The 23872-nt window shown below is 70.2% G+C and carries 23 protein-coding genes; 13 read left to right on the top strand and 10 right to left on the bottom strand.

What is annotated here, in order from left to right; translation table 11 throughout:
• Positions 1-250: 250 nt before the first annotated feature.
• Positions 251-697: a hypothetical protein gene (locus WMF20_RS00705; RefSeq protein WP_437609764.1), complete on the bottom strand. Its 447-nt coding sequence runs from the start codon at positions 695-697 to the stop codon at positions 251-253.
• Positions 698-737: 40 nt separating this feature from the next.
• On the opposite strand from WMF20_RS00705, the gene WMF20_RS00710 reads away from it, so the two are divergent.
• Together WMF20_RS00710 and WMF20_RS00715 are read left to right on the top strand one after the other, a co-directional pair.
• Positions 738-917: a hypothetical protein gene (locus WMF20_RS00710; RefSeq protein WP_437609767.1), complete on the top strand. Its 180-nt coding sequence runs from the start codon at positions 738-740 to the stop codon at positions 915-917.
• Positions 908-1114: a type II toxin-antitoxin system RelE/ParE family toxin gene (locus tag WMF20_RS00715; protein WP_437609769.1), complete on the top strand. Its 207-nt coding sequence runs from the start codon at positions 908-910 to the stop codon at positions 1112-1114. Before WMF20_RS00710 ends, WMF20_RS00715 begins: the two co-directional genes overlap by 10 nt.
• 299 nt (positions 1115-1413) lie before the next feature.
• Here the strand turns inward: WMF20_RS00715 and WMF20_RS00720 are convergent, their stop codons facing one another.
• The 4 genes from WMF20_RS00720 to WMF20_RS00735 form a co-directional block, all read right to left on the bottom strand.
• Positions 1414-1857, bottom strand: a complete 444-nt coding sequence (locus tag WMF20_RS00720; RefSeq protein WP_437617252.1) for a JAB domain-containing protein — start codon at positions 1855-1857, stop codon at positions 1414-1416.
• Positions 1854-2756, bottom strand: a complete 903-nt coding sequence (locus WMF20_RS00725) for a hypothetical protein (RefSeq protein WP_437609771.1) — start codon at positions 2754-2756, stop codon at positions 1854-1856. The genes WMF20_RS00720 and WMF20_RS00725 overlap by 4 nt, the downstream gene beginning before the upstream one ends.
• 382 nt (positions 2757-3138) lie before the next feature.
• Positions 3139-3771, bottom strand: coding sequence for a JAB domain-containing protein (locus tag WMF20_RS00730; RefSeq protein WP_437609773.1), 633 nt, complete (start codon positions 3769-3771; stop codon positions 3139-3141).
• Between the two features lie 91 nt (positions 3772-3862).
• Positions 3863-4513, bottom strand: a complete 651-nt coding sequence (locus WMF20_RS00735) for an RNA polymerase sigma factor (RefSeq protein WP_437609775.1) — start codon at positions 4511-4513, stop codon at positions 3863-3865.
• A 180-nt stretch (positions 4514-4693) separates the two neighbouring features.
• On the opposite strand from WMF20_RS00735, the gene WMF20_RS00740 reads away from it, so the two are divergent.
• From WMF20_RS00740 to WMF20_RS00765, 6 genes are all read left to right on the top strand, one after another.
• Positions 4694-4960, top strand: a complete 267-nt coding sequence (locus tag WMF20_RS00740; protein ID WP_437617253.1) for a helix-turn-helix domain-containing protein — start codon at positions 4694-4696, stop codon at positions 4958-4960.
• 446 nt (positions 4961-5406) lie between these two features.
• The gene (locus WMF20_RS00745; protein WP_437609777.1) at positions 5407-6174 is read left to right on the top strand and encodes an HNH endonuclease; all 768 of its coding nucleotides are present in this window, start codon (positions 5407-5409) and stop codon (positions 6172-6174) included.
• 346 nt (positions 6175-6520) lie between these two features.
• Positions 6521-7378, top strand: coding sequence for a hypothetical protein (locus tag WMF20_RS00750; RefSeq protein WP_437609779.1), 858 nt, complete (start codon positions 6521-6523; stop codon positions 7376-7378).
• A 604-nt stretch (positions 7379-7982) separates the two neighbouring features.
• Positions 7983-8840 (top strand): hypothetical protein, encoded by an 858-nt coding sequence (locus WMF20_RS00755; protein WP_437609781.1) that lies wholly within the window; start codon positions 7983-7985, stop codon positions 8838-8840.
• 296 nt (positions 8841-9136) lie between these two features.
• Positions 9137-9352: an addiction module protein gene (locus tag WMF20_RS00760; protein ID WP_020464846.1), complete on the top strand. Its 216-nt coding sequence runs from the start codon at positions 9137-9139 to the stop codon at positions 9350-9352.
• Positions 9349-9645: a type II toxin-antitoxin system RelE/ParE family toxin gene (locus WMF20_RS00765; protein WP_437570797.1), complete on the top strand. Its 297-nt coding sequence runs from the start codon at positions 9349-9351 to the stop codon at positions 9643-9645. Before WMF20_RS00760 ends, WMF20_RS00765 begins: the two co-directional genes overlap by 4 nt.
• Positions 9646-9841: 196 nt before the next feature.
• Here WMF20_RS00765 and WMF20_RS00770 read toward each other — a convergent pair whose 3' ends face one another.
• On the bottom strand, positions 9842-10084 hold the full coding sequence (locus tag WMF20_RS00770; protein ID WP_437609784.1) for a hypothetical protein: 243 nt from the start codon (positions 10082-10084) through the stop codon (positions 9842-9844).
• 22 nt (positions 10085-10106) lie between these two features.
• On the opposite strand from WMF20_RS00770, the gene WMF20_RS00775 reads away from it, so the two are divergent.
• Genes WMF20_RS00775 through WMF20_RS00790 form a run of 4 tightly spaced genes read left to right on the top strand, consistent with a single transcriptional unit; the run spans position 10107 to position 16452 of the window.
• On the top strand, positions 10107-11159 hold the full coding sequence (locus WMF20_RS00775) for a hypothetical protein (RefSeq protein ID WP_437609786.1): 1053 nt from the start codon (positions 10107-10109) through the stop codon (positions 11157-11159).
• A complete protein-coding gene (locus WMF20_RS00780; RefSeq protein WP_437609788.1) occupies positions 11156-13372 on the top strand; it encodes an ATP-binding protein in 2217 nt (738 codons plus the stop codon). The genes WMF20_RS00775 and WMF20_RS00780 overlap by 4 nt, the downstream gene beginning before the upstream one ends.
• Positions 13369-15930, top strand: a complete 2562-nt coding sequence (locus tag WMF20_RS00785; protein ID WP_437609790.1) for a helicase HerA-like domain-containing protein — start codon at positions 13369-13371, stop codon at positions 15928-15930. The genes WMF20_RS00780 and WMF20_RS00785 overlap by 4 nt, the downstream gene beginning before the upstream one ends.
• A 42-nt stretch (positions 15931-15972) precedes the next feature.
• A complete protein-coding gene (locus WMF20_RS00790; RefSeq protein ID WP_437609793.1) occupies positions 15973-16452 on the top strand; it encodes a PspA/IM30 family protein in 480 nt (159 codons plus the stop codon).
• Positions 16453-16483: 31 nt separating this feature from the next.
• Here the strand turns inward: WMF20_RS00790 and WMF20_RS00795 are convergent, their stop codons facing one another.
• The 4 genes from WMF20_RS00795 to WMF20_RS00810 all read right to left on the bottom strand — a co-directional run bounded on the left by WMF20_RS00795 (position 16484) and on the right by WMF20_RS00810 (position 22710).
• A complete protein-coding gene (locus WMF20_RS00795; protein ID WP_437609795.1) occupies positions 16484-17842 on the bottom strand; it encodes a hypothetical protein in 1359 nt (452 codons plus the stop codon).
• Positions 17843-18061: 219 nt separating this feature from the next.
• Positions 18062-20110 (bottom strand): methionine--tRNA ligase, encoded by a 2049-nt coding sequence (gene metG / locus WMF20_RS00800; protein WP_437609797.1) that lies wholly within the window; start codon positions 20108-20110, stop codon positions 18062-18064.
• 232 nt (positions 20111-20342) lie between these two features.
• Entirely contained in the window at positions 20343-21206 is an 864-nt protein-coding gene (locus WMF20_RS00805; protein WP_437609799.1) for a DUF6209 family protein, read from the bottom strand.
• 94 nt (positions 21207-21300) lie between these two features.
• Positions 21301-22710, bottom strand: coding sequence for a serine/threonine protein kinase (locus WMF20_RS00810; protein ID WP_437609801.1), 1410 nt, complete (start codon positions 22708-22710; stop codon positions 21301-21303).
• Positions 22711-22978: 268 nt separating this feature from the next.
• Between WMF20_RS00810 and WMF20_RS00815 the strand changes: the two genes are divergently transcribed.
• Positions 22979-23869, top strand: a complete 891-nt coding sequence (locus tag WMF20_RS00815) for a hypothetical protein (protein ID WP_437609803.1) — start codon at positions 22979-22981, stop codon at positions 23867-23869.
• Positions 23870-23872 lie beyond the last annotated feature (3 nt).

Genomic DNA, 23872 nt, shown 5'->3' on the forward strand with positions numbered 1-23872 from the left:
GGGAACGACCCTAATTCATCATCGCATCATGCGCCATCTCAAATCGATGAGAAGACGCGATTGAGGCGTCGTCGCGCCGCCGCGCATCGAATGACAAGCGCTTGCCGATATGGGGAGCCAGGCGTGTGGGAATCGTTGTTGATCGATTTTTTTTTAGCTGCGTGGGGGAACGAGCGAGTCGCCAGACCGGGGGGGGAAGACAGCGGGACTACAAGGGTGTGTGCGCCCGACCGCTGCCCGTAGCCATCAACTACCGTGATGCGATGGCTTTGCCATCGGTAAGGATTGTCTCCGCACCGGCGACGGCGGCCAGCCTGCGCAGGCCGTGGTGGACGTCGAGGGCGGCCATCCAGAGCTCCTCGTGGACGAGCGGTGCGAGCGTGGGCTCGAAGAAGCGGGCGATGTCGCGCGGCGAGCGCAGGCGCCTCGGGCGGCGGGAGCGCGCGGCGTGGACGCGTCGGCCGAGCTCGAGGGCGGCGAGCAGGCGCTGGGCGTCGTGGAGGCCGAGCTCGGTGCGCTGCGCGAGGGCGTGGGGCGAGAGGCACCCGAGCTCGAGCAAGCCGTGCACGCGGGAGGCTGCGCCGGGGATGCCGAGCACCAGGTCGACGAGCGTGGCCTCCGGGGCGGTGGGCACGTCGACGAGCGAGGCGGCTGTGGATGTTGGTGGCTCGGGCAGCAGGCGCTTGCTGCCAGGCACGGCTTGCTCATGCAGGGGCCGGTACGCTACCCTGTCCCTCATGGATCCCATCACTCCGACGAGCGATCAGGCCGATCCCGTACGTCCCGAGGACGACCGCGTACGCCTCCTTCGTGCGATTGCACAGGGGCTCGCCGACGATGCCGCGGGCCGGGTGATGGACACGAAGGCGCTCATGGACTCACTGGAGCGCGAGGTTGGGCCGATTGCGTGGCCGTAGTCTGGACGGAACGTTCGCGCGACGACTTGGTCGACATCTTTCGCTTCATTGCACGCGATAACCGGAAGGCTGCTGCGCGCTGGACAGCGCGCATCGTTCAGCATGCGGAGCTCGCGGCGACGACGCCGTTCGGCGGACGCGTCGTGCCAGAGCTCGGGCGCAACGACGTCCGAGAGGTCTTCCTTCGATCCTATTGAATCATCTACCGTGTCGCTGGTGAGGATATCCGGATTTTGACGGTGTTCGAGGGACACCGGCGCCTGCGGATGGACGAGATCGAGGAGGAATCGGCGACACCTCGTAGCCGGACGCTGCGTTGGCGCAGTGAGCGGCGACGGCCTGTTCTTGCAGTTTTAGGACAGCACGGTGCGCGGATGCCTGCCTGGCACCGTCGAGCGCAACGAGGAGCTTGCAGCGACGGAGGTCCGGTGGGACAGGTTGTTTATCCCGTGACCTGATGACGTCGCGCCGGACCGGTTGCAGTACCGGATCTGGGTCAGCGGCGGAGCACGGAGGAGAAGCGCCCGGCGGGGGTGACGATGACGTGATCGGCGAGGGGCACGCCGATGAGGTGCGCGGCGTGCTCGACGGCGTTGGTCAGGTCGACGCCTTCGTCCGTGGGCTTTGGGTCGCCGCTCGGATGGTTGTGACAGAGCACGAACGAGGTGGCGGCCATCTCGAGGGCGGCGCGCAGCACGTCGGTCTGCTGGACGACGGTGGCGGTGAGGCCGCCGCGCGCGAGCATGCGGACGCCGCGCACGCCGTGGTGGACGTCGAGCGCGGCCATCCAGAGCTCCTCGTGGACGAGCGGTGCGAGCGTGGGCTCGAAGAAGCGGGCGATGTCGCGCGGCGAGCGCAGGCGCCTCGGGCGGCGGGTGCGGGCGGCGTGGACGCGCCGGCCGAGCTCGATGGCGGCGAGCAGGCGCTGGGCGTCGCTCAGCTAAGTCCGTCGAGCACCTCGGCGAGCGACGCGGCGACGACGGCCCGCTCAAGCCACCGTTCCAGCGTTTCCGGATCCTTCTCGGCCAGGATGCGCTCCCGCGCGACGTCCGGTACGGCGATGCCGCGAACCCGGAGCGCGGTCAGCACGGCACGCGCCGCCTCCTCGGCTCGCGCCTCGGCCCGAAGCTTCTGCTCGTATTCCTCGACCCATGCCCGGATCTCTGCGCTCACCTCGTCCTCCTTGTCGATCGCCGGCTCCTGGGTTCCGAGCCGGAAGTGTATCAGCAGCGGCGTGGCGATGCTCTTCTCCCAGGCATCGTCCGGCAGCGCCGCGAGATCGGCCAGCGCCTCGCGCAGGACGCGGCCTGAGCCGAGCAGCCGCAGCATCAGGGTCGCGCGCGTCCGGGGCAGCTCCGCGAGCACCACCACGCGCGTCACGAGGCCGGGCACGGCGTGGTAGACGCCCGGTTGCGCCGGTTCGCAGCGGTAGGCGTCTAGCACCGTCTCGGGTCGCCCCGGGCTGATGACGACCAGCGCAGGGAACGCCACCGGCGGCTGCGGCGGCGCGTCGGCGTCCTCCTCCGGCACGACGGCGCCGGCAGCGGCGCGGGCGCGGCGTTCGAGCTCGTGATGCCACGTGAGCTGCTTGCGCAGGCACCGCCGGACCTGACGGAGGCTGGGCGTGCCGTGGAACGGCTCGAACAGGCTTGGCTCCGCCGCGAGCTCTCCGAGCAGGCCCATCCGGGCACGCTCGGCGTCGCGCGCTGGATCAGGCACGCTGAAGACGTCGATCTTCTGGGTCGCCGCCAGCACCTCGACCTCGGTCTCCGCCGCCGAGACGAGGCTCAGCCCGTCGCGCAGCATGTTCTTCGCGAACTGGTCAGAGCGGTTGTGCATCGGGGAACGACCCTAATCCATCACCGCATCATGCGCCATCTCGAATCGACGAGAAGATTCGAATGGAGGCATCGTCGCGTCGCCCTGTGCTCAATCGAGCTGCACTACATCGAGACATCGCAGCCGATTACCGACATGAGGTGCCAATCGTTTGGGAATCGTTGTCGGTGGCGTGAAAATTACGGCGGTCTGGAAGGAATGAGCGGTGTGCCAGGCCGGGGCAAGGCACCGCGACTGCGGGGCTATGTGCGACGCGCCGATGCCGTGGACGTCAATTCCCGTGATGCAGTGGCTTTGCTATCGGTAAGGAGATATTCGCAACGGCGACGGCGGCCGACCTTGGTTGGCGTCGCGCAGAACCGGCGGCAGGTCCGGGCCGGTGTCAGCGGCGGAGCACGGAGGAGAAGCGCCCGGCGGGCGTGACGATGACGTGATCGGCGAGGGGCACGCCGATGACGTGCGCGGCGTGCTCGACGGCGTTGGTCAGGTCGACGTCTTCGCCCGTGGGCTTGGGGTCGCCGCTCGGATGGTTGTGGCAGAGCACGAACGAGGTGGCGGCCGTCTCGAGGGCGGCGCGCAGCACGTCGGTCTGCTGGACGACGGTGGCGGTGAGGCCGCCGCGCGCGAGCATGCGGACGCCGCGCACGCCGTGGTGGACGTCGAGCGCGGCCATCCAGAGCTCCTCGTGGACGAGCGGTGCGAGCGTTGGCTCGAAGAAGCGGGCGATGTCGCGCGGCGAGCGCAGGCGCCTCGGGCGGCGGGAGCGCGCGGCGTGGACGCGCCGGCCGAGCTCGAGGGCGGCGAGCAGGCGCTGGGCGTCGTGGAGGCCGAGCTCGGTGCGCTGCGCGAGCGCGTGGGGCGAGAGGCGCCCGAGCTCGAGCAGGCCGTGCAGGCCGAGCACGCGCGAGGCGGCGCCGGGGATGCCGAGCACCAGGTCGACGAGCGTGGCCTCCGGGGCGGTGAGCACGTCGACGAGCGGGGCAGCGGTGGGGCGGCTGTCGACCGCGTCGCTCATGGCGCCCCCGTGACGGTGTCGATGGGCGGCGGCGCCAGGACCGCGGGGATGTCGGCGAGCGCGGTCGTGGAGGCGCGCTGCGCGGCGCGGCTCATCGCGGCCACCTCCGAGAGCGGGTGAGGGCGCGGGCGAAGAGGCGGCGCGCGAGGCGGAGGCGGGTGGCGACAGTGGGGCGGGGGAGCGAGAGGGAGGCGGCGATCTCGTGCGACGTAACGCCGGTGGCGGCGAGCGCCAGGACCTCGCGCAGCTCGGGGCGGAGACGGTGGAAGGCGCGCAGGAGGCCGCGGGCGACGAGGCGGGCCTCTGGAGAGGGGGCGGCGAGCGTGGAGAGGCGGTGAGGATCGAGCGGGGGCGCCTCGTGCCGGCGGTAGGCCTTGTCGCGGTAGTGCGATCCCTGTCGCGCGGCGATGCCGGCGAGCCAGGCGCGAAGGGCGTCGGCGGGAGCAGCGGAAGGGGAGGGGCGGAAGCGGCCGGCGCGCATGCTGCGCCAGGCGCCGAGGACGGTGTCCTGCGTGAGGTCGTCGAGATCGGCGGGGAGAACGCCGCGGGCGCGGAGGGTGCGGCGGATGAGCGGGCGCTGTTCGAGGAGCGCGGTGGGGTCGAGGTAGACGGCGGGGGGAGGGGGCTGGTCAGGGGTCCTGGGCGGGCGGGCGAGGCGGTTGCGAGCTGCGGGGCCGGGGCGGCGGCGGGAGGGCGGATCGATCTCTTGGCCCCCGTCGGGGCGTAGACGTACGGTTTCCATGTCGGACCTCGTGGAAGCGGGGTTCGGCCACGCCGCCCGGGGTGTTACCAGCACCCGCGGGCGGCACTTTTGTGGTCTCGTCACGCTACGGACCGACAGCCGGCGGGTCAATGAAATCCGATCCGCTGGATCATTATTCTGGACCGGGCCCGGGGGTACGCGAACGGCGTGCGAACGCTCATGCTCGATACCCTCCTGCTCTACATCGCGGCGAACCTGCGGCGTCTACGCCAGAAGCGCGGCATGACGCAGGAGCAGCTCGCGGAAGCCGCCGGAATCGAGCTGCGGACCATGCAGGCGATCGAGGTTGGGCGGCAGAGCATGAGCCTCGGCACGCTCCTCAGCCTCGCGAACGCGCTGGATGTGTCGCCCGCGGTTCTCCTCCGCAGCGCCGCGATGCCGGAGATCAAGCGAGGTCGGCCGCGGAAGCGTTCCGCTGGCGCTTGATGGTCCATCCCTCGTTGTCCGCAGGTCGATCGCCCCTGGCCATCCGCGCGCTCCGGCATTTGGCTTAGAGTTGGCCGCGCTTTGCCGCGACTGCGGATGCTGCCGCGCCTCTCGGTGGACTCAGCAAGCCGCGGCAACTTTGACCGGCCAAGCCGTTGCAAGGCCACTTTTTCAGCGGAGGAGAGGACATCGAGGGCACGCTCGCGCCATCATCTGGCGTAGAGCCCGCACGCTCCTGCGCTGGTCTCCTTGACAAGACAGGGTAGTCGTCAGGTACGCTACCTTTCCAGGATGAGTGGGGCCGGCACGACGGGGTAGAGGACGATTCCGAGTAGATTTCTCTCGTGAAACGACTGGCCCCACCCGCGGATGCTGCCGACCGCGTTTCGCGCGTCGGCAGCAGCAGGGCGTTAGACTGAACAGCCTCACTCAATCAGGACGGGCCCATGACAATAGTGAGCGTGTTCTTCTACCGTGAACAGTCCGATGCCCACGCGCAGCTACAATACTGGCGCAGCGAAAACCCGGACGGGTTCCTGCTGAACTGCCTCACGAGGACGTCGGGCAAGCTTCATCGCGCAGAGTGTCACCACCTAGGGGACTCAACTTGGGAGAGCGACGGAACCGGCGGCGACCTCGTTCGGAAGCGGAAGGCGTGTGCACTCAACATCGGTGCGCTTCGAGCGTGGGCTGTCGACCACGGAGTCACAGTAGACATCTGCAGCGACTGCCGCCCTGCTCAGGGCGAGGACCTGGTCGCCGCAGAGGCCAAAGCAGCCGATGCGGCTGGTGAGTTTGAGCCCGACGGCGTCCAGGACGCCCGCACGAAGACTATCGGCGCGATTGTTCGCCGGCAGGGTCAACCAGCATTTCGGCGGAAGCTCATTGAGGCGTACGATGGCCGCTGTGCCGTTACCGGATGCGCTCTCCTGGAGGTGCTGGACGCGGCTCATATCATTGCTTATCAGGGTCCAGGCACGAATCATCCTCAGAACGGGCTGCTCTTACGCACGGACATTCACACTCTCCTTGATCTGGGCCTACTTGCAATCGATACGGAAAGCATGACCGTAATCACGGCAGATGCACTCGCCGGATCCGACTATGCGTCGCTTGCTGGTACACCACTCCGTTTGCCACGGGACCGAGCGCTTTCTCCATGTAAGACTGCGCTGGATCGTCAGCGAGAGAAAGCGGGTCTAAATAGGCACTGAGTCGTTAGTCCTCCTCGCCTTACTCGGTCGGCTGCCCACGGGTTGCCAGCCGGATAGACGGAGAAAATGAGCCGGTTTTGTAAGCGAGCTAGCTGCGCCGGTGCCATGTGTTCGAGCATAGGGTCGGCGTATAAGGATCACTCAGCACGCCACCATGATGGGAGGCCGCCAGTGCATTCGGGGATGAAGGGCACGGTAAAGGAGTGTCCCCTAGCAGAAGCTTGCATCTGACGGGCTGCGCTGCGGCTGCAAGCCTGATACACTGGGCGGATAAACGGGATGGGGAACGAGCGATGTCGATCAGTGGTAATCGAAGGTGCTAGGAGAGTGCATGGTCGCAATATGCGTGAAACACGAACGCATTTGGCTTTCTCAGACGGGCGAGACGAATGAGAAGTGGCTCCAGGACCGCCTCAGCGCCGATACCTCGATGCTCGGGCTTGGCGATCTGCTGGTCCGAGATCGCGAGCGACGCCAGGAGCGCGCGGGTCGACTCGACCTGCTCCTCGAGGACCCAGATTCGGGCACGAGATATGAAGTCGAGTTGATGCTTGGCCCACTCGACGAGAGCCACATTGTACGCGCCATCGAGTACTGGGACATCGAGCGACGCCGGTATCCAGCCTACGAACACTGCGCGGTCATCGTGGCCGAAGACGTCACCAGTCGATTCCTGAATGTTCTCTCTCTCCTGAGTGGCACGATCCCCCTCGTGGTGCTCCAATTGAATGCCCTGCGTGTGGCGGATGGCATAGTCCTTCACTTCTCGAAAATCCTCGATCAGCGCGAACTTCGAGATGACGACTCATCGAGTCTTCCGGATGCCCCGACCAGCCGGGCCGACTGGGTCGGTCGAGCTAGCAACGAATCCGTTGCTCTTGCGGAGAAGGTGCTGAGCTACGTGAACGAGAAGGCAAAAGATAAGTTCGAGCTGAACTTCAACAAGCATTATGTTGGCCTCAAGAGGGGCCCTCTTTCCAATAACTTCGTTGTTCTTTGGCCTCGGAAGAAACATCTGCTGGTCGGCACTTACTTCGATAAGTCGTCCGAGCTTGCGACCAGACTCCGCGATGCAGGACTGACCATTCAACAGAAAGGGGAATGGGTGCGCGCTAGTGTATCGCATGCCGAGTTTGCCGCCAACGAGGCATTGCTTCGTGAGATGATCCACGCTGGAGTCGTCTACAACGCGGCGGACAAGTGAAGGGTGTGCGGGATGCGGTCGTAGTAACCCAGCCCTGCCTGGATGAACTCAGGGCGATGGTTGAGGCGTTCATCGTCGAGCATGCGCGTCGGAGGCGACGGTCTGGTCCTACGGCAGCCGTCCGATGCAGTTGGTGCTCTGCCCTATCCATCGAGCATACCAGCACGAGTATGGGTGTGCTCTGTGCAATGACAGGTAATCGGGCCTGCCCATCCGCTGCTTCCGACACCACGGCACAATTTTACTGAGACTCATGGCGCTCCGAGTGCCGCCGGGCTCCCGCTAGAGCCAGCTCACAGCCTGCGCCACCGCTCGGCCCAGGCTCGCGATCCGAACGTAGCCAGCGGCGACCACGCACGCTCACCTCCTCTACCGAAGCCTTGCGCAACGCCGCAATCCCTTGCGGTTCATGACAGGCCGTTGCGCTCCCCTCCTCGCCGTCCTCACCCGCTGCGCCGAGACATCAGCGCATCTCGCGCCGGCATATCTGTTGCCGTCTCGCGACCCCGCAACGAAACCACGGCATGCCGCCCCGGCGGCAGGTTAAATTCATATGACGTCACAGGAGGTTTCCCCCGTGAGTGAATCCCCGATGTTTTCGACCATGGTCCTCCCCCCGGATCTCGTCGCGGACGACGTGATCGGTCTCCGCGATCAGCTGAGCGCGCGCATCGCGGCGGTGCTCCGGCCCAGGGGCGGCAAGCGCAAGGAGGCCGACGCGCCGCTGCCCAGGGGGCTCGAGCCGCTCGTGGCGCTGCCGGCGCACATCGACAGGCCGTGGAGGCGCTTCGACGCTGCCGCCACGGAGCTCCAGGGCTTCCGCAGCCTGCGGGCGAGCGCGCAGGCCGATCAGCGCCATTCAGCGGCGAGCGAGGAGGAGCGGAGCGCGGCGAACACCGACGTCGACGACCGGTGGCGCGCGTTCGAGCAGTGGAACGCGGGGGCCGCCGGGCTCTCCGACGATGGGCAGACGCCGCCGCCGTCCGAGGCGCGCTGGCTCTACGCGCAGCTCTTCCCGGCGCCCGAGGGGCTTCGCTTCATCACGCGCCGGCCCCGGGTCCAGTGGGCCGCGATGGTGCAGCGGATGAAGACGCTGGAGGAGGAGCGCGCGCAGGCGGTGATCGAGGGGGTCGGCGGGACCCGGCATCACCGGCAGCTCGTCGCCGCCCACGCGCGCTTCGGCGAAGCGTACGGCTTCACGAACGTGGTCCTCGCCAACGAGGGAGCGCCGACCGATGGCCGTTCGCAGTGGAGCGCCGCCCGTGATGCGCTGCGCAGCCTGATCCAGAAGATCGAGAGCCACGCCGATCCGGAGATCCCGGGGAGCGAGGCCCTCGCCGCGTTCCTGCTGGCGCCCTACGTCGAGATGGTCGACGACCTCGCGAGGACCCGTCGAAGAGCCCCCGCCAGGAAGCCCGAAGCCGTCCCGGCGCCCCCGCCCGAGGCGGGCGGCATGCCGTGAACCCATCCGGGTGACCTGGCTCGTCCACGCGGGAGATGGGTGGCACCCGTCTCCCGGTGGACGTGCCTCCAACAAAAGACGGGTCGCACCCATCTCCGCGGTGGACGTGCCTCCAACAAAAGATGGGTGGCACCCGTGTCCGCGCTGGAGAGGCCTCCCTCCGACCCCGCGATCCTGGCCAGCTCTTCCCGCCAGCGCGCTGGTGCAAGCCCCCGCGATGCGGCGGGGGCCATCGCCGTCCCCGGCCAGGCTCGCGCGTGCTGGCACCGCCGGCCCCGCTGATGCAGGATCCACCCATGGGCAAGCCCGCGCTCGATCTGTCCAAGCTCACCGCCGACGAGAAGCTCGATCTGATCGATGACCTCTGGCGAAGCCTTTCCTCGGACGACCTTCCCCTGAGCTCCGAGCTTCGTGCTGAGCTCGACCGCCGCCTGGACCGCCTTGAGCGCGAGGGCCCCATCGGTGTCCCCTGGGAGGACGTCCGAGCCGAGATGACCACCCGCGGGTCGTGAGCCGCGTCGTCGTCTTCCTCGCCGAAGCTCGCGCCGAAGCCCTCGAGACCTTTCACTGGTACGAGGAGCAGCGGTCTGGGCTCGGCGCCGTCTTCCGAAGAGAGCTGGACGACGCCATCAAGCGCATCCGGAACGCACCGCTCGCGTACCCGCCGCTGTACCGAGATCTCCGGCGCGTACTCGTCGAACGGTTCCCGTACGCGGTCTTCTACCGGATTCTGCGCGACGCGATCGTGGTCGTTGGCGTGATTCACGGCCGCCGACATCCTCGCGAGTGGAAGCGCCGAGCGTGAGATGAGCCCGCTTCGGTCGCGGAGCGGGCCAGGGCCGTACCCCTGATCGGGTCCTCCCGAGCCAGTGACCCGCTCGCCTCTCGCCGCCGCGCGGTGGCGGGTGGTGGCCTAGTTTGCCCCGGAGTGATTCACATGAAGGTGGGAAGACGGGAAGATCATTGAGCTTTCTTCCCGCCTTCCCGCCTTCATGTTCAAATTAGGCCACCACCCGGTGGCGCGGAGCCCCTTCCCATGGCTGGACGCCCGGGTAATCTCGGACGCTCGGGAGGTGGGCCACGAACACGAACAGCGCATCGAGCCCGCGCGCGCGGGCGACGACCACGAAGTCCACGGCAGCCAGGAAGAGCAGCGCCGAGAAGCCGAAGAAGGCTGCCGCGCCCCGAAAGGCCGCCGCGACGAAGGAGAAGGCGCCTGCGAGGCAGAAGAGCACGGGGCGCAAGAAGGCTGCGCCGCCCTCGCCGGTGCCGAGGCTCCTCGGCGTCCTCGAGTCGCAGCGGCAGCTCGGCGGCGCGTCGTATCCGCCGACGCTCGAGCGGCTCGCGGAGCTGACCGGTGACACGGCCGCCGTGACGAGCAAGGCGCTGAGCTCCAAGGAAGCGAAGGCGCGCGTGCTGCTGTCCCGCGCCGCGGGAGGCAAGAAGAAGCCAGCGCCCGGTCCCGTGCTCGTGCTGCTCAAGGGAGACCTCCAAGCGGTCGCGCAGTCCGACCGGCTCCTGGAGCTGCAGCTCCAGTCAGCGCGCCAGCCCGACGTTCCGGCGGTCGATCTGGCGCAGCTCCCCAAGGGCCTCCTGCCTGCCCTGGGCCGCGCGTTCAAGGCGGCGCTCGAGCAGCGCCTCGCCGAGCGCCGGCTTCCCCGGACCATCGGCGCCCTGACCGGCAAGAAGCCGCTCTTCTTCTTCCTCGCCGACGCCGTCCTCCCGCCCGCCGGCGCGCCGGCGCGCCCCGCCGCGACCACGGCCCCGACCGACGGCGGTCCCCGCCCCGCGGCCCCCGGCGGCGCCCGCACAGCGCCTGCCGACGCTGCCGACGCGGCGCCTACCGACGCCCCCTCCAACGGCGCGCCCGCCGCCTCCCTTGCCGGCGCGCCCGCCGCCTCCCTTGCCGGCGCGCCCGCCGCCTCCCTTGCCGGCGCGCCCGCCGCCTCCCTTGCCGGCGCGCCCGCCGCCTCCCTTGCCGGCGCGCCCGCCGCCTCCCTTGCCGGTTCCCCCGACGGCGCCCCCGCCCCCTCCACCCCCGCCGCCCCCTTCGCCGACCGCTTCGACGCCGCCTTCACCGCCCTCGACCGCGACTCCGGCGGCAACAACTACGTCACCCTCCGCGCCCTCCGCGCCGCGCTCCCCGACGTCCCGCGCGCCACCTTCGACGCCGAGCTCGCCGCCCTCCGGCGCCAGCGCCGCTACTCGCTCGACCCCTCCGACGGCCGCCACCACCAGATGGCCGAGGCCGAGCGCGAGGCCGGCATCCAGGAAGCCGGCAACCTGCTCGTCTACGTCGCGCGGAGGCACGACGCATGAGCGCCGAGGAGCCCACCTTCGAGCGCTTCCTCCAGGCGCTCCGAGGCACAAACCCGTTCCGCAGCCACCGCATCACCGACGTCGGGGGCGGCGAGGCCACCGTCGAGTCGATCCACAAGAACGCCTTCACCAAGCTCACGCGCGTCGTGCAGGACGCCGCCAAGGAGCCGGCCAGCATCGGCGCGCTGCTCATCGGCGCGCCCGGCGTCGGCAAGAGCCACCTGCTCGCGCGCCTCTTCCAGTGGGCCGGCGAGGACAAGGCCACCGTCGTCTACCTGCACAACATCCTCGCCTCGCCCGAGCGGATGCTCCGGTACGTGCTCAACGCGACCGTCAGCGACCTCGCGGGCCACCGCGGGAGCGACTACACGCAGTCGCGCCTCTACACCATCCTCAACCGCGCCCTCATCCGGACCGGCGCGTTCAAGGGCCGCAAGATGATGACCGGCCCCAAGGAGATCGAGGCGCGCAAAGAGGCGCTCGCCCGGCTCGGCGCCAAGATCGACCCCCAGAGCGCCGTCATCCCCGTGCTCAACGCGTTCCTCACCGGGACGTCGCACGCGAGCCTCGGCGACCCGAGCGCCGAGAAGCGCGCCCAGGCCGCGGTGCTCTGGCTCTCCGGCGAGACGCTCGGGCCCGACGAGGCGCGCCTGCTCGACCAGGCGCGACTGCTCGACCAGGCGGCCGGCGAGGAAGGCCTCTCCCTCCCGGACGACGCCGCGGTGGAGCGCGTCCTCCACGTCCTCTCCCACCTGTGCGCGCTCGCCGAGCTCCCGCTCGTGCTCTGCCTCGACCAGGTCGACAACCTCGATCCAGACGCCGTGCGCGCCCTGATGTCGTACGCGCACGCGCTGCTCGACCGGGCCAAGCACCTCGTCGTGATCGTCTCCGGCGTGAAGCAGTCCATGCTCTCCCTGCGCACCGGCGAGGTGATCCCGGCCGCCGCGTGGGACCGGATCGCCGAGCGGATCCTCGAGCTGCACATGATCTCGCCCGAGGAGGCCCGCGCCATCCTCGCGGGGCGGCTCGACGCCGCGCTCTCCGGCTTCGAGGAGAAGGAGATCGAGGAGGTCATCGCCGCCCGCAAGCGCGACCGGCTCTTCCCGCTGGGCAGCGAGTGGCTCGAGCGGCGCCTCGACGGCGTGCAGGAGCTCCGGCCGCGCGACGCGATCCTCTGGGCGCGGGACCGCTGGGAAGCGCAGCAGGACCGGCTCGCGGCCGTCGGCGGCAAGCGCTGGCTCAAGGAGTGGCCCGGCCCCGAGGACGGCGGAGCGAAGCCGCCGCCGCCGAAGCTCGAGGACGTCATCGACGCCGAGGTGCGAAAGAAGCTCGAGGAGGGCAAGAACCGCCGCCGGCTGCAGCAGGCATCGCTGCCGCCCGACGAGGACAACCTCGCGAGCCTGACGCACCGCCTGCTCTCCAGGTGCGCCGGCAAGGCGAACGCCACGCTCCTCGGCATCGAGCACCTCACCGCGAAGAAGCGGGGCAAGGCCCCGGCGTATCACCTCCTGGCCAAGGAGCGGCGCGCGGACGGCGTGATCGTGACCACCGGCGTGACGTTCCTGTGCGCGCCGAGCGGGCACGGCGCGCGCATGCCGCTCCAGCGCATGGCCGAGGACACGAAGCACACGGACAAGCGCCTCCTGATCACCGACGAGGAGCGCCGGCCGCTGCGGCTCGGCGGCGCCGGCAAGGCCGCGTACGACGCGCTCTGCAAGCTGGGCCGCCAGCGCTTCCTCCACCTCCACCTCGACTTCGCCGGGCACGCGGAGCTCGACTCGCTGGTGGGGCTCCTCGGCGCCGCGAAGAGCCAGGACCTCGAGATCGAGCACCCGCGCGGGCAGTACCGCAAGGTGACCGAAGAGGAGGTGATCGCGTCCTTCCAGCGCCAGAGCCTGCTGCTCGCGCACCCGCTGCTGCGCGAGCTGCTCACCGAGGAGATCGTGAAGGGGGGCACGGACTCGGTGCCGCCCCCGCCGTGGGATCCGCAGCAGACGCGCGAGCACATCATGGCCGAGCTGTCGTGGCGCCTCGGCCTGATGGCCAAGGAGCTCGCGCAGATCTTCGCGAGCCGGAAGAAGCTCTCGGAGAAGCGCTTCCCGGAGGTCTGGTCGCACATCAAGAAGACGGCGCAGGCGCTCCATGACGAGGGGCACGTCCACGCGACGGCCACCGACGACGACCTCTTCGTCCAGCTCCGGGGCAGGAAATGAGGCTCGTCCACGTCAACGTGACCCAGCTCCGCGTCGCGGCGACGTGCCCGAGGCTCCACTGGTTCGACACGCGCGCCACGGCCGAGCGGCAGGACGGGCGGAAGGTGGTGAGCCGCATCTGGCGCAAGGGCGGGGAGGCGCCCGGCTGCGGCGCGCTGTTCCACACCGCGGTGGAGCGCTTCAACGCCGCCGCCGCGAGCTCGGACGAGGTGCTGGCCGCGCTCGAGGGGGCCCGCGACGCCGCGGACCTCCAGCAGGCGCTGATGCGCTGGTTCAACGCGAGCTGCATCAATTTGGACGCCTTCGCGGCGCGCCCCGTGCCGCTGCGGCTGGGCTTCATCTCCGCGGTCCAGGTCTACATGGAAGAGCTCGCGCGCCTCGCGGTGCACGCCAGGGCGGCCGGCCTGCCCGCCGCGGAGCTCAGGGGCCAGCTCTTCGGGGACTCGCGCAAGCGGGTCGACGTGACGTTCCACGTGGGGGAGGACGTCCACGTCCACGTGACCGGGGCGATCGACTACGTGTACTTCGATCCGCGGCTCGGGAAGCACCGCATCGTGGACTACAAGCTCACGCCGGCGACCTCTCCCAACAGCGATCTGTTCCAGGTCTTCACGTACGCGCTGATGCACCACCACCAGCACGGCACGAAGCCGGACGTGGCGGTGTTCTACCTCCACCCGACCCGCAGCGTGCGGGAGGCGCGCTGGGAGGAGGTCGAGGCGAAGCGCGGCAAGATCCACGAGCTCATCGCCAGCATGGTGGCCTGGTCCGACCACGCGCTGGGCGCCGGGGGGCTCCTGCCGCCGGGCGACCGCACGTACTGCGACGGCTGCAAGCACGAGCGCTCCGGGGCCTGCGTCGCGGAGCTCGGCCACAAGGACAGGGGCTCGTGGGATCGGCGCTGGACGGCGCTCGAGGCGACGCGCGGCGAGGCGCCGGAGGAGCGCGCGCGCGCCGCGGCCAGCGCGCCGGCGGCCGGAGAGCCGCTGGCAGACGAGCCGCCGGCGGACGAGCCGATGGTGGAGGACGACCCCGAGCTCGAAGAGGCGCTGGCGGTCGTGAAGCCGGCCGGCGAGCGCCCGAGGCCGGCGCCGGCGTCGGGCCGAGGGAAAAAGGCGCCGGCGGAGGCGCCGCTGGGCGGCGCGCGCTCGACGCCGGCGGAGGCGCCGCCGAGCCGTGGGCCGAAGGCGCCGCCGGGCGGTGCGCGCGCGACGCCTACGGCGCTCGACGCGGGAGCAGGGCCGCCGGAGGCACGGACCGCGGATGTCGCCGGCATGCTCCTCGGATTCGACGACGGCGGCTCGCCCGTCTGCATGGATCCCGCGGTGCTGCGGACGCACGTCTCGGTGGTCGGCGCGGCGGGCAGCGGCAAGACGTGGATGGCCAAGATCATCGCGGAGGAGGCGCTGCGGGCCGGTGTCCCCGTCCTCGCGATCGATCCGCAGGGCGATCTCGTCCAGATGATGGAAGCGCGCCCGCGCGCCGACGTGCCGCCGGCGCTGCTCCGCGCGTGGGAGGAGCTCCAGGAGCGCATGGAGCCGCGCATCCTCACCCCCGGGTCCTCGCACGGCCAGCGGCTCTGCCTCGACCCCCTGCGGCTCCCGAGCGCGAGCGAGCTGTCGCACATCGCGAACCCCGCGCTCCGCGCCGAGGAGGAGGAGGGGTTGCTCGTGGCGGTGGCGGCCAACCTCGTCAGCCTGTGCGCGTGCGGCGGCGAGGAGGAGTCGCAGCGCACGTTCCTCTACCAGGTGCTGCAGCGCCTGCCGCGCGCGGCGCCGGTCCGGCTGAGGGACATCGTGGCCGCCGTCACCGCGCCCGAGGACCTGGGCTTCGACGAGGTGGACAGCCTGATCCGCAAGTCCGAGCGCGAGCGGCTCGCGCGCCGGCTCAACACGTTCGTGCAGGGCCCGTCCGCGCGGCTGTTCTCGGGAGGGACGCGCCTCGACTTCACCGAGCTGCTCCGGCCCTCGAGGCCGGGTCGCGTGCCGCTCAACATCGTTTACCTGAACGCGCTCAGCAACGACGACGAGAAGCACTTCTTCCTCGCGGCCCTCGCGACGGAGCTGTACCGGTGGATGATCACGACCGTGGACGCGACCTCCGGCGGCGTGAACCTGCTCTTCTACATCGACGAGGCGCGCGACTGGATCCCGGCCGGCGGCAGCAAGCCGCCCGCCAAGCAGCCGCTCATCCGGCTCTTCACCCAGGGCCGGAAGTACGGCGTTGGATGTTTGCTATGCACCCAGAGCCCTCGCTCGGTGGATTACAACGTGTTCGGCAACACGAGCACGAAGCTCATCGGGCGGCTCGAGGCGGCCCAGGACGTGGAACGGGTGATCGATTGGTTCACGATCGAGGGCGGGGCCCCTCCCTGGGTCGCCGCGCGCAAGGGGGCGCCGAAGGGGAGCTTCGTCGCGCGCTGGCCCGACATGCCGGCGGCGCTCGCGGGCCGCGCGTTCAAGGGGAGAACGCTGTTCACGCGCCACGCCGGCGCGTGGTCGCCCGACCGCGTGGAGCGGGCCGTCACCGAGGCGGGGCTCCGCGGCCCGGGCGGGTGACGCGCCCGGCGTTTGCGAGGGTCTCGAGGCTGGTGAGTCGACATGGCTTCCCAAGGTGAGAAGTTCGCCGAGCTCGCCGAGCGAATCGAACGCGAGCTGAAGCGCATGAATGATGCCGCGGCCGCCGCTGCCCGGCTCGGCCCCGCGCGGGCACGGGAAACGGCGCCTTCTTGGCTCGCCCGCGTTTTTTCGAGAGTGCGACGTGGGAAGGCGCGACCGAACGCCGGGGATGAGGAGGCTCGCCGGTTCGACGAGGTGGAACGCCGCCTGGAATCCCTCGAGCAGTACGGCGCGGCGCTGGCGCGAGAGGCTGCACAGCATGCCGCGAACGCCGGTGAGTGGGAGCGATGCGCGGAGCTCGCGGTTCTGGCGGGCAACGATGATCTCGCGCGCGATGCGCTCTCGCGGCAGCGCGAGGCGCTCCAACGCGCATCGTCGCTCGAGCGGCAAGCCGCGACGATCTCGGCGGCGATGGCCGAGTACACGTCCGCTCTCGCCGCCATCAAGGCATCCTCGCGTTGACGGCATCGACGGTCACGTTCGAAGCGAAGCCTCAAGGCTGCTGCTGCTTCTTCTTCCACTTCTTCTTCGGCTTCGGCGGCGGCTTCGTCTTCTTCGGGTCCTTGGGCGCCCACGGCACGCGCGTGTCGATCGGCAGGATGTCCTCGTGGGGCAGCGCGCGCTCGCCCTCGCGCTTCACCGCGAACGACGCCGAGACCACGTTGATCCTGTGCGCCCCGATATCCGACAGATCCCCCGCGGCGCGGAGCCCCACGGGGATGCAGAAGAGCCGCTTTCTCTCTTCCTCATCCATGTCGGCGGCGGCCGCCGCCCCGTCGCCCAGGCCGCGCCGATCGCCGAGCATGTTCGGGTTCTCCATCGCTTGCTGGAGCTGCTCGAGCACCTCCTCGGCGCACACGAGCTCCGGCTTGGGCTTCTTCCTGGCGCCGGACGGATACTGCACCTTGGACTGGACCTTGACCGTCACGGTCACCGGCTGCCGGTCGGGCCCCATCTGCAGCGCGCTCCCCGCGAGCGCGCCCTTGGCCGCGTCCACGATGCGATCCCACGTGGGGCCGTCTCCGGCCGTCGCGCTCACCAGCCGGACGCCGAGGACCTGGCCGTCGGCGCCGAGCTTGACCTCGAACGTCGCGCGCGCGTCGAGGGGCGCGGTCGAGGAGCGCACCGTGTCGGCCAAGGTGCTCGCCACCGCGCCCGCGGCCGGGACGCTGATCCCCACGCTCTTGTCCTTGCCGTGCAGCGTCTCGTTCAGCACCTTGCCCGCGATCGCCGGATCCATGGGCTGGGCGCGCGGGGCGGCCGTCGGGGCCGCGCGCGGCGCGTCGGGGCCGGGGAGCAGGCCGGGCACGCTCCAGAGGGGCGTCCCGATCCCGGGCGCGAGCGCGACGCCGCCGCCCGTGGCCGCGGGGGGCGCGCCCGCCGCGGGGGGCGGTCCGCCGTACTCGTCGCCGGGCGTCCCAGCCGCAGGCGCTGCGGCCTCGGCTGCGGGCGCTGCGGCCTCCGGCTCCGGCGCCGCGGCCTCCGGCGCCTCCTTCGGCTCGGCGGCGGGCGCCGCGGGCGCGGCCGGCACCGGCCTCGCGCGCTCGGTCGAGGCGACCTTGGCGGCCGCGGCGCCCGGCGCGGGCGCCTGCGTCTTCTCGGCCAGCGTGGCCTTGCCGACCTCGCCGGCCTCTTCCGGCGCGCTCGCGACCGCCTCGCCTCCGGCCGGCGCCGCCGCGGCGCCCCGGGGGGACGGCGATTCGAGCTCGATGTCGATGCCGTCCACGAGCGCCGGCGGTCCGGCCGCAGCCTCGGGGGGTCGCTCGGGCGTCGGCGCCGCGAGGATCGCGAGGTGCGCCGCGACCGCCATGGCCAGGGCCACGGCCTCGCGTCCCCGCAACGAGATGCTCACCGCCTCCTCGAGCCAAGGCGACTACGCATCGAGCAAGGCTAGCATGCCCCCCGGCGCGCGGACCGGCTCCCCCGGTCGTCCCCCACCCGCCGTCACGAAAAGCACAATTGCGGCGCTGCCGGCGGCTCTCCCGCGGAGAGCGCGCCGGAGAGGACGCGCCGCCGCCGGAGATCGATCGGGGTTGGAAACGTAATTTGAGTTACAGAATGAGGCGTGACGTCAGAGCACCGGCGTGCCGGGCGCGGCGTCCTCGACCGTGATGGTGCGGACTCGACCCTCGACGTCGGCGGTGAGCAGCATGCCCTCGGACACGAGGCCTTTGCCGAAGTCGCGCGGCGGCAGGTTGCAGAGGACGATGACCCGCTTGCCGACCAGCTCTTCCGGGGCGTAGCTCGCGGCGATGCCCGAGATGATGCGCCGGGGCGCGCCGTCGCCGGTGTCGACCCGCAGATCGAGCAATCGGTCCTTCTTCTTCACGCGCTCGGCGCTCGTGACCACGCCGATCCGGAGGTCCAGCCGGGCGAAGTCGTCGAACGGCACGGGGCTCTTGCCCTGGCGCGCCGGCTGGGCGGCCGCCCCGGCGCCGCCGTTCGCCTCGGGCGCGGCCTTCGCCTCGGGCGCGGCCTTGGTCGCCTCGGCGTCCGCCGGCGGCGGGGCGAACCGGGCGAGCAGCTCGGCCTCTTTCTCCTTCTCGAGGCGCGGGAAGATCGGCGCGCCCTTGCGGAGCTTCTCGCCGGGCGCGCGGGCCGCGGGGAGCACCGGCCACTGGTCGTTGCCCGGCTCGGGCGCGAGCGGCGACAGCCCGAGCTGATCCCGCATCCTGCTCGCCACCTCCGGCATCACGGGGGAGATCATCACGCTGATCGCGCCGAGCTGCTCGATCAGGGTCGCGACGATCGTCCCGAGGCGCCTCGGATCGGTCTTCTTGGCCACCCACGGCGCGGCCTTGTCGACGTAGAGGTTCGCCGCCGCGATCACCGTCCAGATCGCGTCGAGCGCGCGCGTCGGCTGGTGCGCGTCGAACGCCGTCGCCGCGGCCGCCGAGGCCTGCCGCTGCGCGGCCAGGAGCTCCTCCTCGAGCGGGCCGAGCTCCCCCTTCTCGGGGACCTCGTCGGCGAACGGGAGCACCCGGTTCAGCAGGTTGCCGAGCGCGTTGCCGAGCTCCGAGCCGTACCGGGCCAAGAGGTCCTGGATGCTGAAATCGCCGTCCTGACCGAACGAGATCGCGCGCATGAGGCAATAGCGCACCACGTCCACCCCGACCGGCGGCGCGCCGGCCGCGGCGCCCGCGCCGCCGGGGAGGGCCGCCGCCGCCGCCTCGGAGAGGGCCTCCGCCACCTCGACGGGGCTGATGGTGTTGCGGAGCGTCTTCGACATCTTCTGGCCGCTGTACGTGAGGAACCCGTGGGCGAACACCTGGCGCGGCAGCTCGGCCTCGCCGTAGCCGGCCGAGAGCAGGAATGCGGGCCAGTAGACGGCGTGGAAGCGGAGGATGTCCTTGCCGACGAGGTGCACGTCCGCCGGCCAGAAGCGCGTGTTGTCCTCGGGCTCCTGGAGCGCGGTGAGGTAGTTCGCCAGCGCGTCGAACCAGACGTACATGACGTGCTTCGGGTCGCCGGGGACGGGGATGCCCCACTGGAACGTGGTGCGGGAGACCGACAGATCCTGGAGCCCCTCGCGCACGAAGCTCGTCACCTCGTTCAGGCGGCTCGCCGGCTGCACGAAGGTGGGGTTGCGCCGGTAGTAGTCGAGCAGCGCGTCTCCATACTTGGAGAGGCGGAAGAAGTAGCTCTCTTCCTTGACGCTCTCGGCGGGCCGGTGGTGCAGCGGGCAGACGTTGCCGGGCTGCTTCAGGTCCTTCTCGGTATAATAGGCCTCGCACCCGACGCAGTAGAGCCCCTCGTAGTGGCCGAGGTAGATGTCCCCGCGCGCCTGGATGCGGCGCCACAGCTCCTGCACGGCCTTCTTGTGGCGAGGCTCGCTCGTGCGGATGAAGTCGTCCGGAGCGCAGCCGAGCTTCGGCCACGTGGCGCGGAAGGCCGCGGCGATCTCGTCGGCGTGGACGCCCGGCGCCATGCCGCGCGCCTCGGCGGCGCGCTGGATCTTGAGGCCGTGCTCGTCCGTGCCGGTGAGCATGCGGCTCTCGTGGCCGCGCACCCGGTGATAGCGGCACAGCACGTCCGCGGCGATCGTCGTGTAGGCGGTGCCGAGGTGCGGGACGTCGTTGATGTAATAGATGGGCGTCGTGACGTAGAAGCGGCTCGCCATGGGAGCGCTCTCTTACCATGGGGCGCTCTCCCGCGGCGAGGCGGCGCGCGTCGCGCCGCGGCGCGGAGGTCTGGGGCGCGCGGGCCCTCGAAGGGGCGGCGCGCCCGGCGGCCTCCGGCGCGCCTGGGGGCTTCGAGGAGCAAGAGGGCCCCTCTTCGAGGGCGCGGGAGGGCCCGTCGGCGGCCTGCGCCGCGGCGCGTCGCGCTCCCGGCGCGCGCGCGCAGGGCGCCTTTCAGATCAGCGCGTCTTCGGGGAGCTCCGCCTGGTGCAGGATGCCGTCGGTGAACACCTGGCCGTCGAGCTCATAGTACAACCGAAACTGCACCTTGCGCGCGTCCGGCCGCGGCGACACCGATCCTGGCGTCGCCGTGGATCCCTGGAAGATCTTGCCGGTGAAGATATACTGCTGGACCGGGCCGAACCCGGCATAGGCCAGCGGGAGCGTCTCGGCGTCGACGAGCGCGTCGCCGCCGTCGAACACGTGGACATCGATCCATGCGTTGGCGCCCCACGCCGTGTGGCTGACCCACGCGACGAGGTCGAGGTGCGTCTGGATGTCCTTACCGACGCTCGGCCCGCTGGCCTGCCTCGGGAACGCGTTGATCTTCGAGACCCGGGCGGTCTGCACGTTCGTGACGTCGGCCCGCGCCTGCGCCCCCGCGCGGTAGACGACCGGCTGCGCCGGGCTCCGCGGCGGCGGGCCGCCGACGTCGAACCAGTAGTTCTCCCCGAAGCGGCTGTCCCACGCGTCGCAGCGGCGGCTGGTCTGGGAGAAATGGTGAAACCACATCTCCACCCGCGTGGCGTCGTCGGGCACGGCGAGCTCCAGCGGCGCGGCCCTGTGCGCGACCACGGGCCCCGGCGGCCTCCCCTCGGCCCGCACCTCCTCGACGACGCTCCCCTGCACGATCTCGCCGCGCGGGTGGAAGCGGACGTAGGCGACGATGTCGCCGATCTTCGCGCCGCGCCAGGTGGTGAAGCAGCGCGATAGGCGGCTCATGTCGTATTCGATCCTGAGCGTTTCCCGGCGCTCGATCCCGCCCTGCTGCGCGTGGAGCCAGTCGGGGAGAAACTGGAGAACAGCGGCCTTTGTCATGGAACCCTCCTCGGATGGAGAGGTACAGAGGACCGGGCCGGAGACGCAAGCGCGACGCCGTCCACCGCGCGATTATCGCGCGGTCATCGCGCGGTCATCGCACTGGCGTGGGCTCCGCCGGGTCGTTGCTCGTCATGCCCGCGGTCGCGCTCGGCGTCGCGAACACCCCGTGCACCTCGCCCGCCGGCGCCCACTGACCAGCGTTCATCAGCGCGCCGCCCGTGATCTCGGGCGGCGGCCCGGGGCGCGCGTGCACCTCGTCCGCGTGGACGCACACGTTGACGTGCACGCGCGGGTCCGCGTCCGGGCGCTGGGCCAGCGCCTCGTGGAGCGACGCGGCGGCGTCGAGCGCCATCCGCCGCGCCCGCCGCTCGTCGGCCGCGGTGGCCGGGAGGAGGCGCACCCCGAGCACCTCGTTGCTGGTGAGCGACGCCAGGATGAAGCCCGCGCGCGAGAGCCGCGCCTCCGCGAGGTCGAGCACCTGCCCGATATCGGCGGCCAGCGCCTCGTCGAGCTCGTCGGCGCCGCCGCGCGTCCGCACCTCCAGGTAAACCGCCACCGCCGGGTGCGTCGGATCAGGGCCGCCCGGCGAGACCGATGCCGGCCCGCCGATGGCGTCCCGGAGCGCGCTCATCAGCTCTTCGACCGAGCTGTAACGCCGCTCACGCATCTTCTCCATGCACCGCAGCACCACCGCGTCGAGCTCGGGAGGCAGCGGGACCCGCACGCTCGGGGGCAGCGGCGTCTCCTCCAGGTGCTTCCGCACCATCTCGTCCGTGTCGGTTGTGTGGAATGGTAATCTACCTACCAGCATGCGATGGAGAAGTACCCCGAGCGCATAGATATCGACCCGCGCATCGATGGGACCGCCCAGGATCTGCTCAGGCGCCATGATCGATGGCGTCCCGGGCATACGTCCGGCGGTGGTGAACCAGGTCGAGCTCTCCTCGGGGGCCATCATCTTGGCGATGCCGAAGTCGAGCAGCTTCACGGTGCGCGGCTGGCCCGAGCAGATGAAGATGTTGCTCGCCTTGACATCCCGGTGGATGATCCCTGCAGCGTGCGCCGCCCCGAGCGCCGCGCATACCGGCTCCATCAGCTCCAGCACGTCGCGGAGCCCGAGCCGCTTCTCGGCCTTGATGAGCGCGTCGAGCGTCTGGCCCTCGAGGTGCTCCATCGCGTAGAAGGGCCGGTGATCGTCGATCTCGCCGACCTCGTAGATCTCGACGATGTTCGGGTGGGAAATCCTGCGCAGGGCCTCGATCTCGCGCGCGAACCGGTCGAGCACGCGGGTGGAGTGGGCCACTGCCTCGTTCAGCACCTTGACAGCGGCCCGCTTCTCCGTGTGGAGGTGCCGCGCCGAAAACACGGCCCCGCAGCCGCCCTTGGCGATGAACTCCTCGAGGATGTACTCGCCGGCCATCGTGCCTGGCGGGAGCTCGCTGTGCGCGATAAGCCTTTCAGCATACAACAACGTCCTGGTTTCGTCATCTTCGTCGGTCATGTCGCCTCTTCGCGTGGTGCGTCGATATCTTACCACCTGCGCGTGCGTTGCGTGCGCCCAGCCGCCGACGCGACGCTTGCCCGCGGTTGTTCGCGCTCGTCCGCGCTCGTCCGCGCTCGTTCAGCCAAGCGATACATTTTTGATCGAGCGATACGTTTTTTATTAACTTTTACGAAGTCGTATACAGGGGCGTTTCCAAATGGTAACTTAAACTTTCCCATAGCTCGACCTCGCTTCGAAAACCCTGAGATGAAAGGGGGAGACGATCATGGAACTTTCTTGCGCGCGTCTCGCTGCATTGCTCGTCGTACCTCTGGTTACCACTGCCTGCATCGGTGCTGAGCTCGACGCTGATCCGGAAGCGCTGCTCGAGGAGGCGGAGGGCGCGCTCGAGGCCGACAACGGCTACTTGATCAACGCGCTGAGCCAGAACGCGCTGAGCCAGAACTCGCTGACATTGAACGCGCTGAGCCAGAACGCGCTGAGCCAGAACGCGCTGAGCCAGAACGCGCTGTCGGCCCTCCGGGACCCGGGAACGAACGGCGCCATGGCGAGGGACCTCCTGCGCTACACCGTGAGCTGTGCGCTGCGCGCCGACCAGACGTTCTCGTTCTCATGGATCGACAGCGGCGGGGTCTCCCACCCGGAGGTCTACCGCGGCGAGCTCGGGTACGCGCACTGGTGGACGACCACCCCCATCGGTCCCAACACATACGTTCAGCGTCAGATCACGGCCTGCCTCGCCGCGCGGATAAACTGGTACGGCGTCTCGGTGAGGATCTCCCTGCGCAACAACGAGATGTCCTCGTCCGCCGCGGAGCGCACGGCCTTTCCCGTGAGAGAGGGCGCGTTCTGGGGCAACATGTTCGGCACGGCGGAGGCGCCCTTTCTGCGGGCCTGCTACTCACCAGCAGGCGTCACGCGCGCGCGCCAGCTGCAGCGCGACTGTGCGGCCGGCCACCTCAGCGTCGACCCGGGGAGCGGGGCCACGACCGTTCAGCAGTGTGGTCCGATGGTGATCGTGGGCTCCTGCGATACCATCTGCAACGGGACGGACACGGTGAACGGCTTCTACAGGGGGTGTCTCAGGAATCCTTCGGTCTCGCCGTGGGAGCGCATGGACGAGGTGATCACCACGTTCTTGCCGCCCGCCCCCTAGGAG

The organism is Sorangium sp. So ce834 (assembly GCF_051521425.1).
Classification (GTDB): domain Bacteria; phylum Myxococcota_A; class Polyangia; order Polyangiales; family Polyangiaceae; genus Sorangium; species Sorangium cellulosum_D.

Coding starts and splice junctions, on each gene's coding strand:
- WMF20_RS00710 (WP_437609767.1), top strand. CDS start 738: ATGGATCCCATCACTCCGACGAGCGATCAGGCCGATCCCGTACGTCCC.
- WMF20_RS00725 (WP_437609771.1), bottom strand. CDS start 2,756: ATGCACAACCGCTCTGACCAGTTCGCGAAGAACATGCTGCGCGACGGG.
- WMF20_RS00730 (WP_437609773.1), bottom strand. CDS start 3,771: ATGAGCGACGCGGTCGACAGCCGCCCCACCGCTGCCCCGCTCGTCGAC.
- WMF20_RS00735 (WP_437609775.1), bottom strand. CDS start 4,513: ATGGAAACCGTACGTCTACGCCCCGACGGGGGCCAAGAGATCGATCCG.
- WMF20_RS00740 (WP_437617253.1), top strand. CDS start 4,694: ATGCTCGATACCCTCCTGCTCTACATCGCGGCGAACCTGCGGCGTCTA.
- WMF20_RS00745 (WP_437609777.1), top strand. CDS start 5,407: ATGACAATAGTGAGCGTGTTCTTCTACCGTGAACAGTCCGATGCCCAC.
- WMF20_RS00755 (WP_437609781.1), top strand. CDS start 7,983: ATGGTCCTCCCCCCGGATCTCGTCGCGGACGACGTGATCGGTCTCCGC.
- WMF20_RS00760 (WP_020464846.1), top strand. CDS start 9,137: ATGGGCAAGCCCGCGCTCGATCTGTCCAAGCTCACCGCCGACGAGAAG.
- WMF20_RS00780 (WP_437609788.1), top strand. CDS start 11,156: ATGAGCGCCGAGGAGCCCACCTTCGAGCGCTTCCTCCAGGCGCTCCGA.
- WMF20_RS00785 (WP_437609790.1), top strand. CDS start 13,369: ATGAGGCTCGTCCACGTCAACGTGACCCAGCTCCGCGTCGCGGCGACG.
- WMF20_RS00790 (WP_437609793.1), top strand. CDS start 15,973: ATGGCTTCCCAAGGTGAGAAGTTCGCCGAGCTCGCCGAGCGAATCGAA.
- metG (WP_437609797.1), bottom strand. CDS start 20,110: ATGGCGAGCCGCTTCTACGTCACGACGCCCATCTATTACATCAACGAC.
- WMF20_RS00805 (WP_437609799.1), bottom strand. CDS start 21,206: ATGACAAAGGCCGCTGTTCTCCAGTTTCTCCCCGACTGGCTCCACGCG.
- WMF20_RS00810 (WP_437609801.1), bottom strand. CDS start 22,710: ATGACCGACGAAGATGACGAAACCAGGACGTTGTTGTATGCTGAAAGG.
- WMF20_RS00815 (WP_437609803.1), top strand. CDS start 22,979: ATGGAACTTTCTTGCGCGCGTCTCGCTGCATTGCTCGTCGTACCTCTG.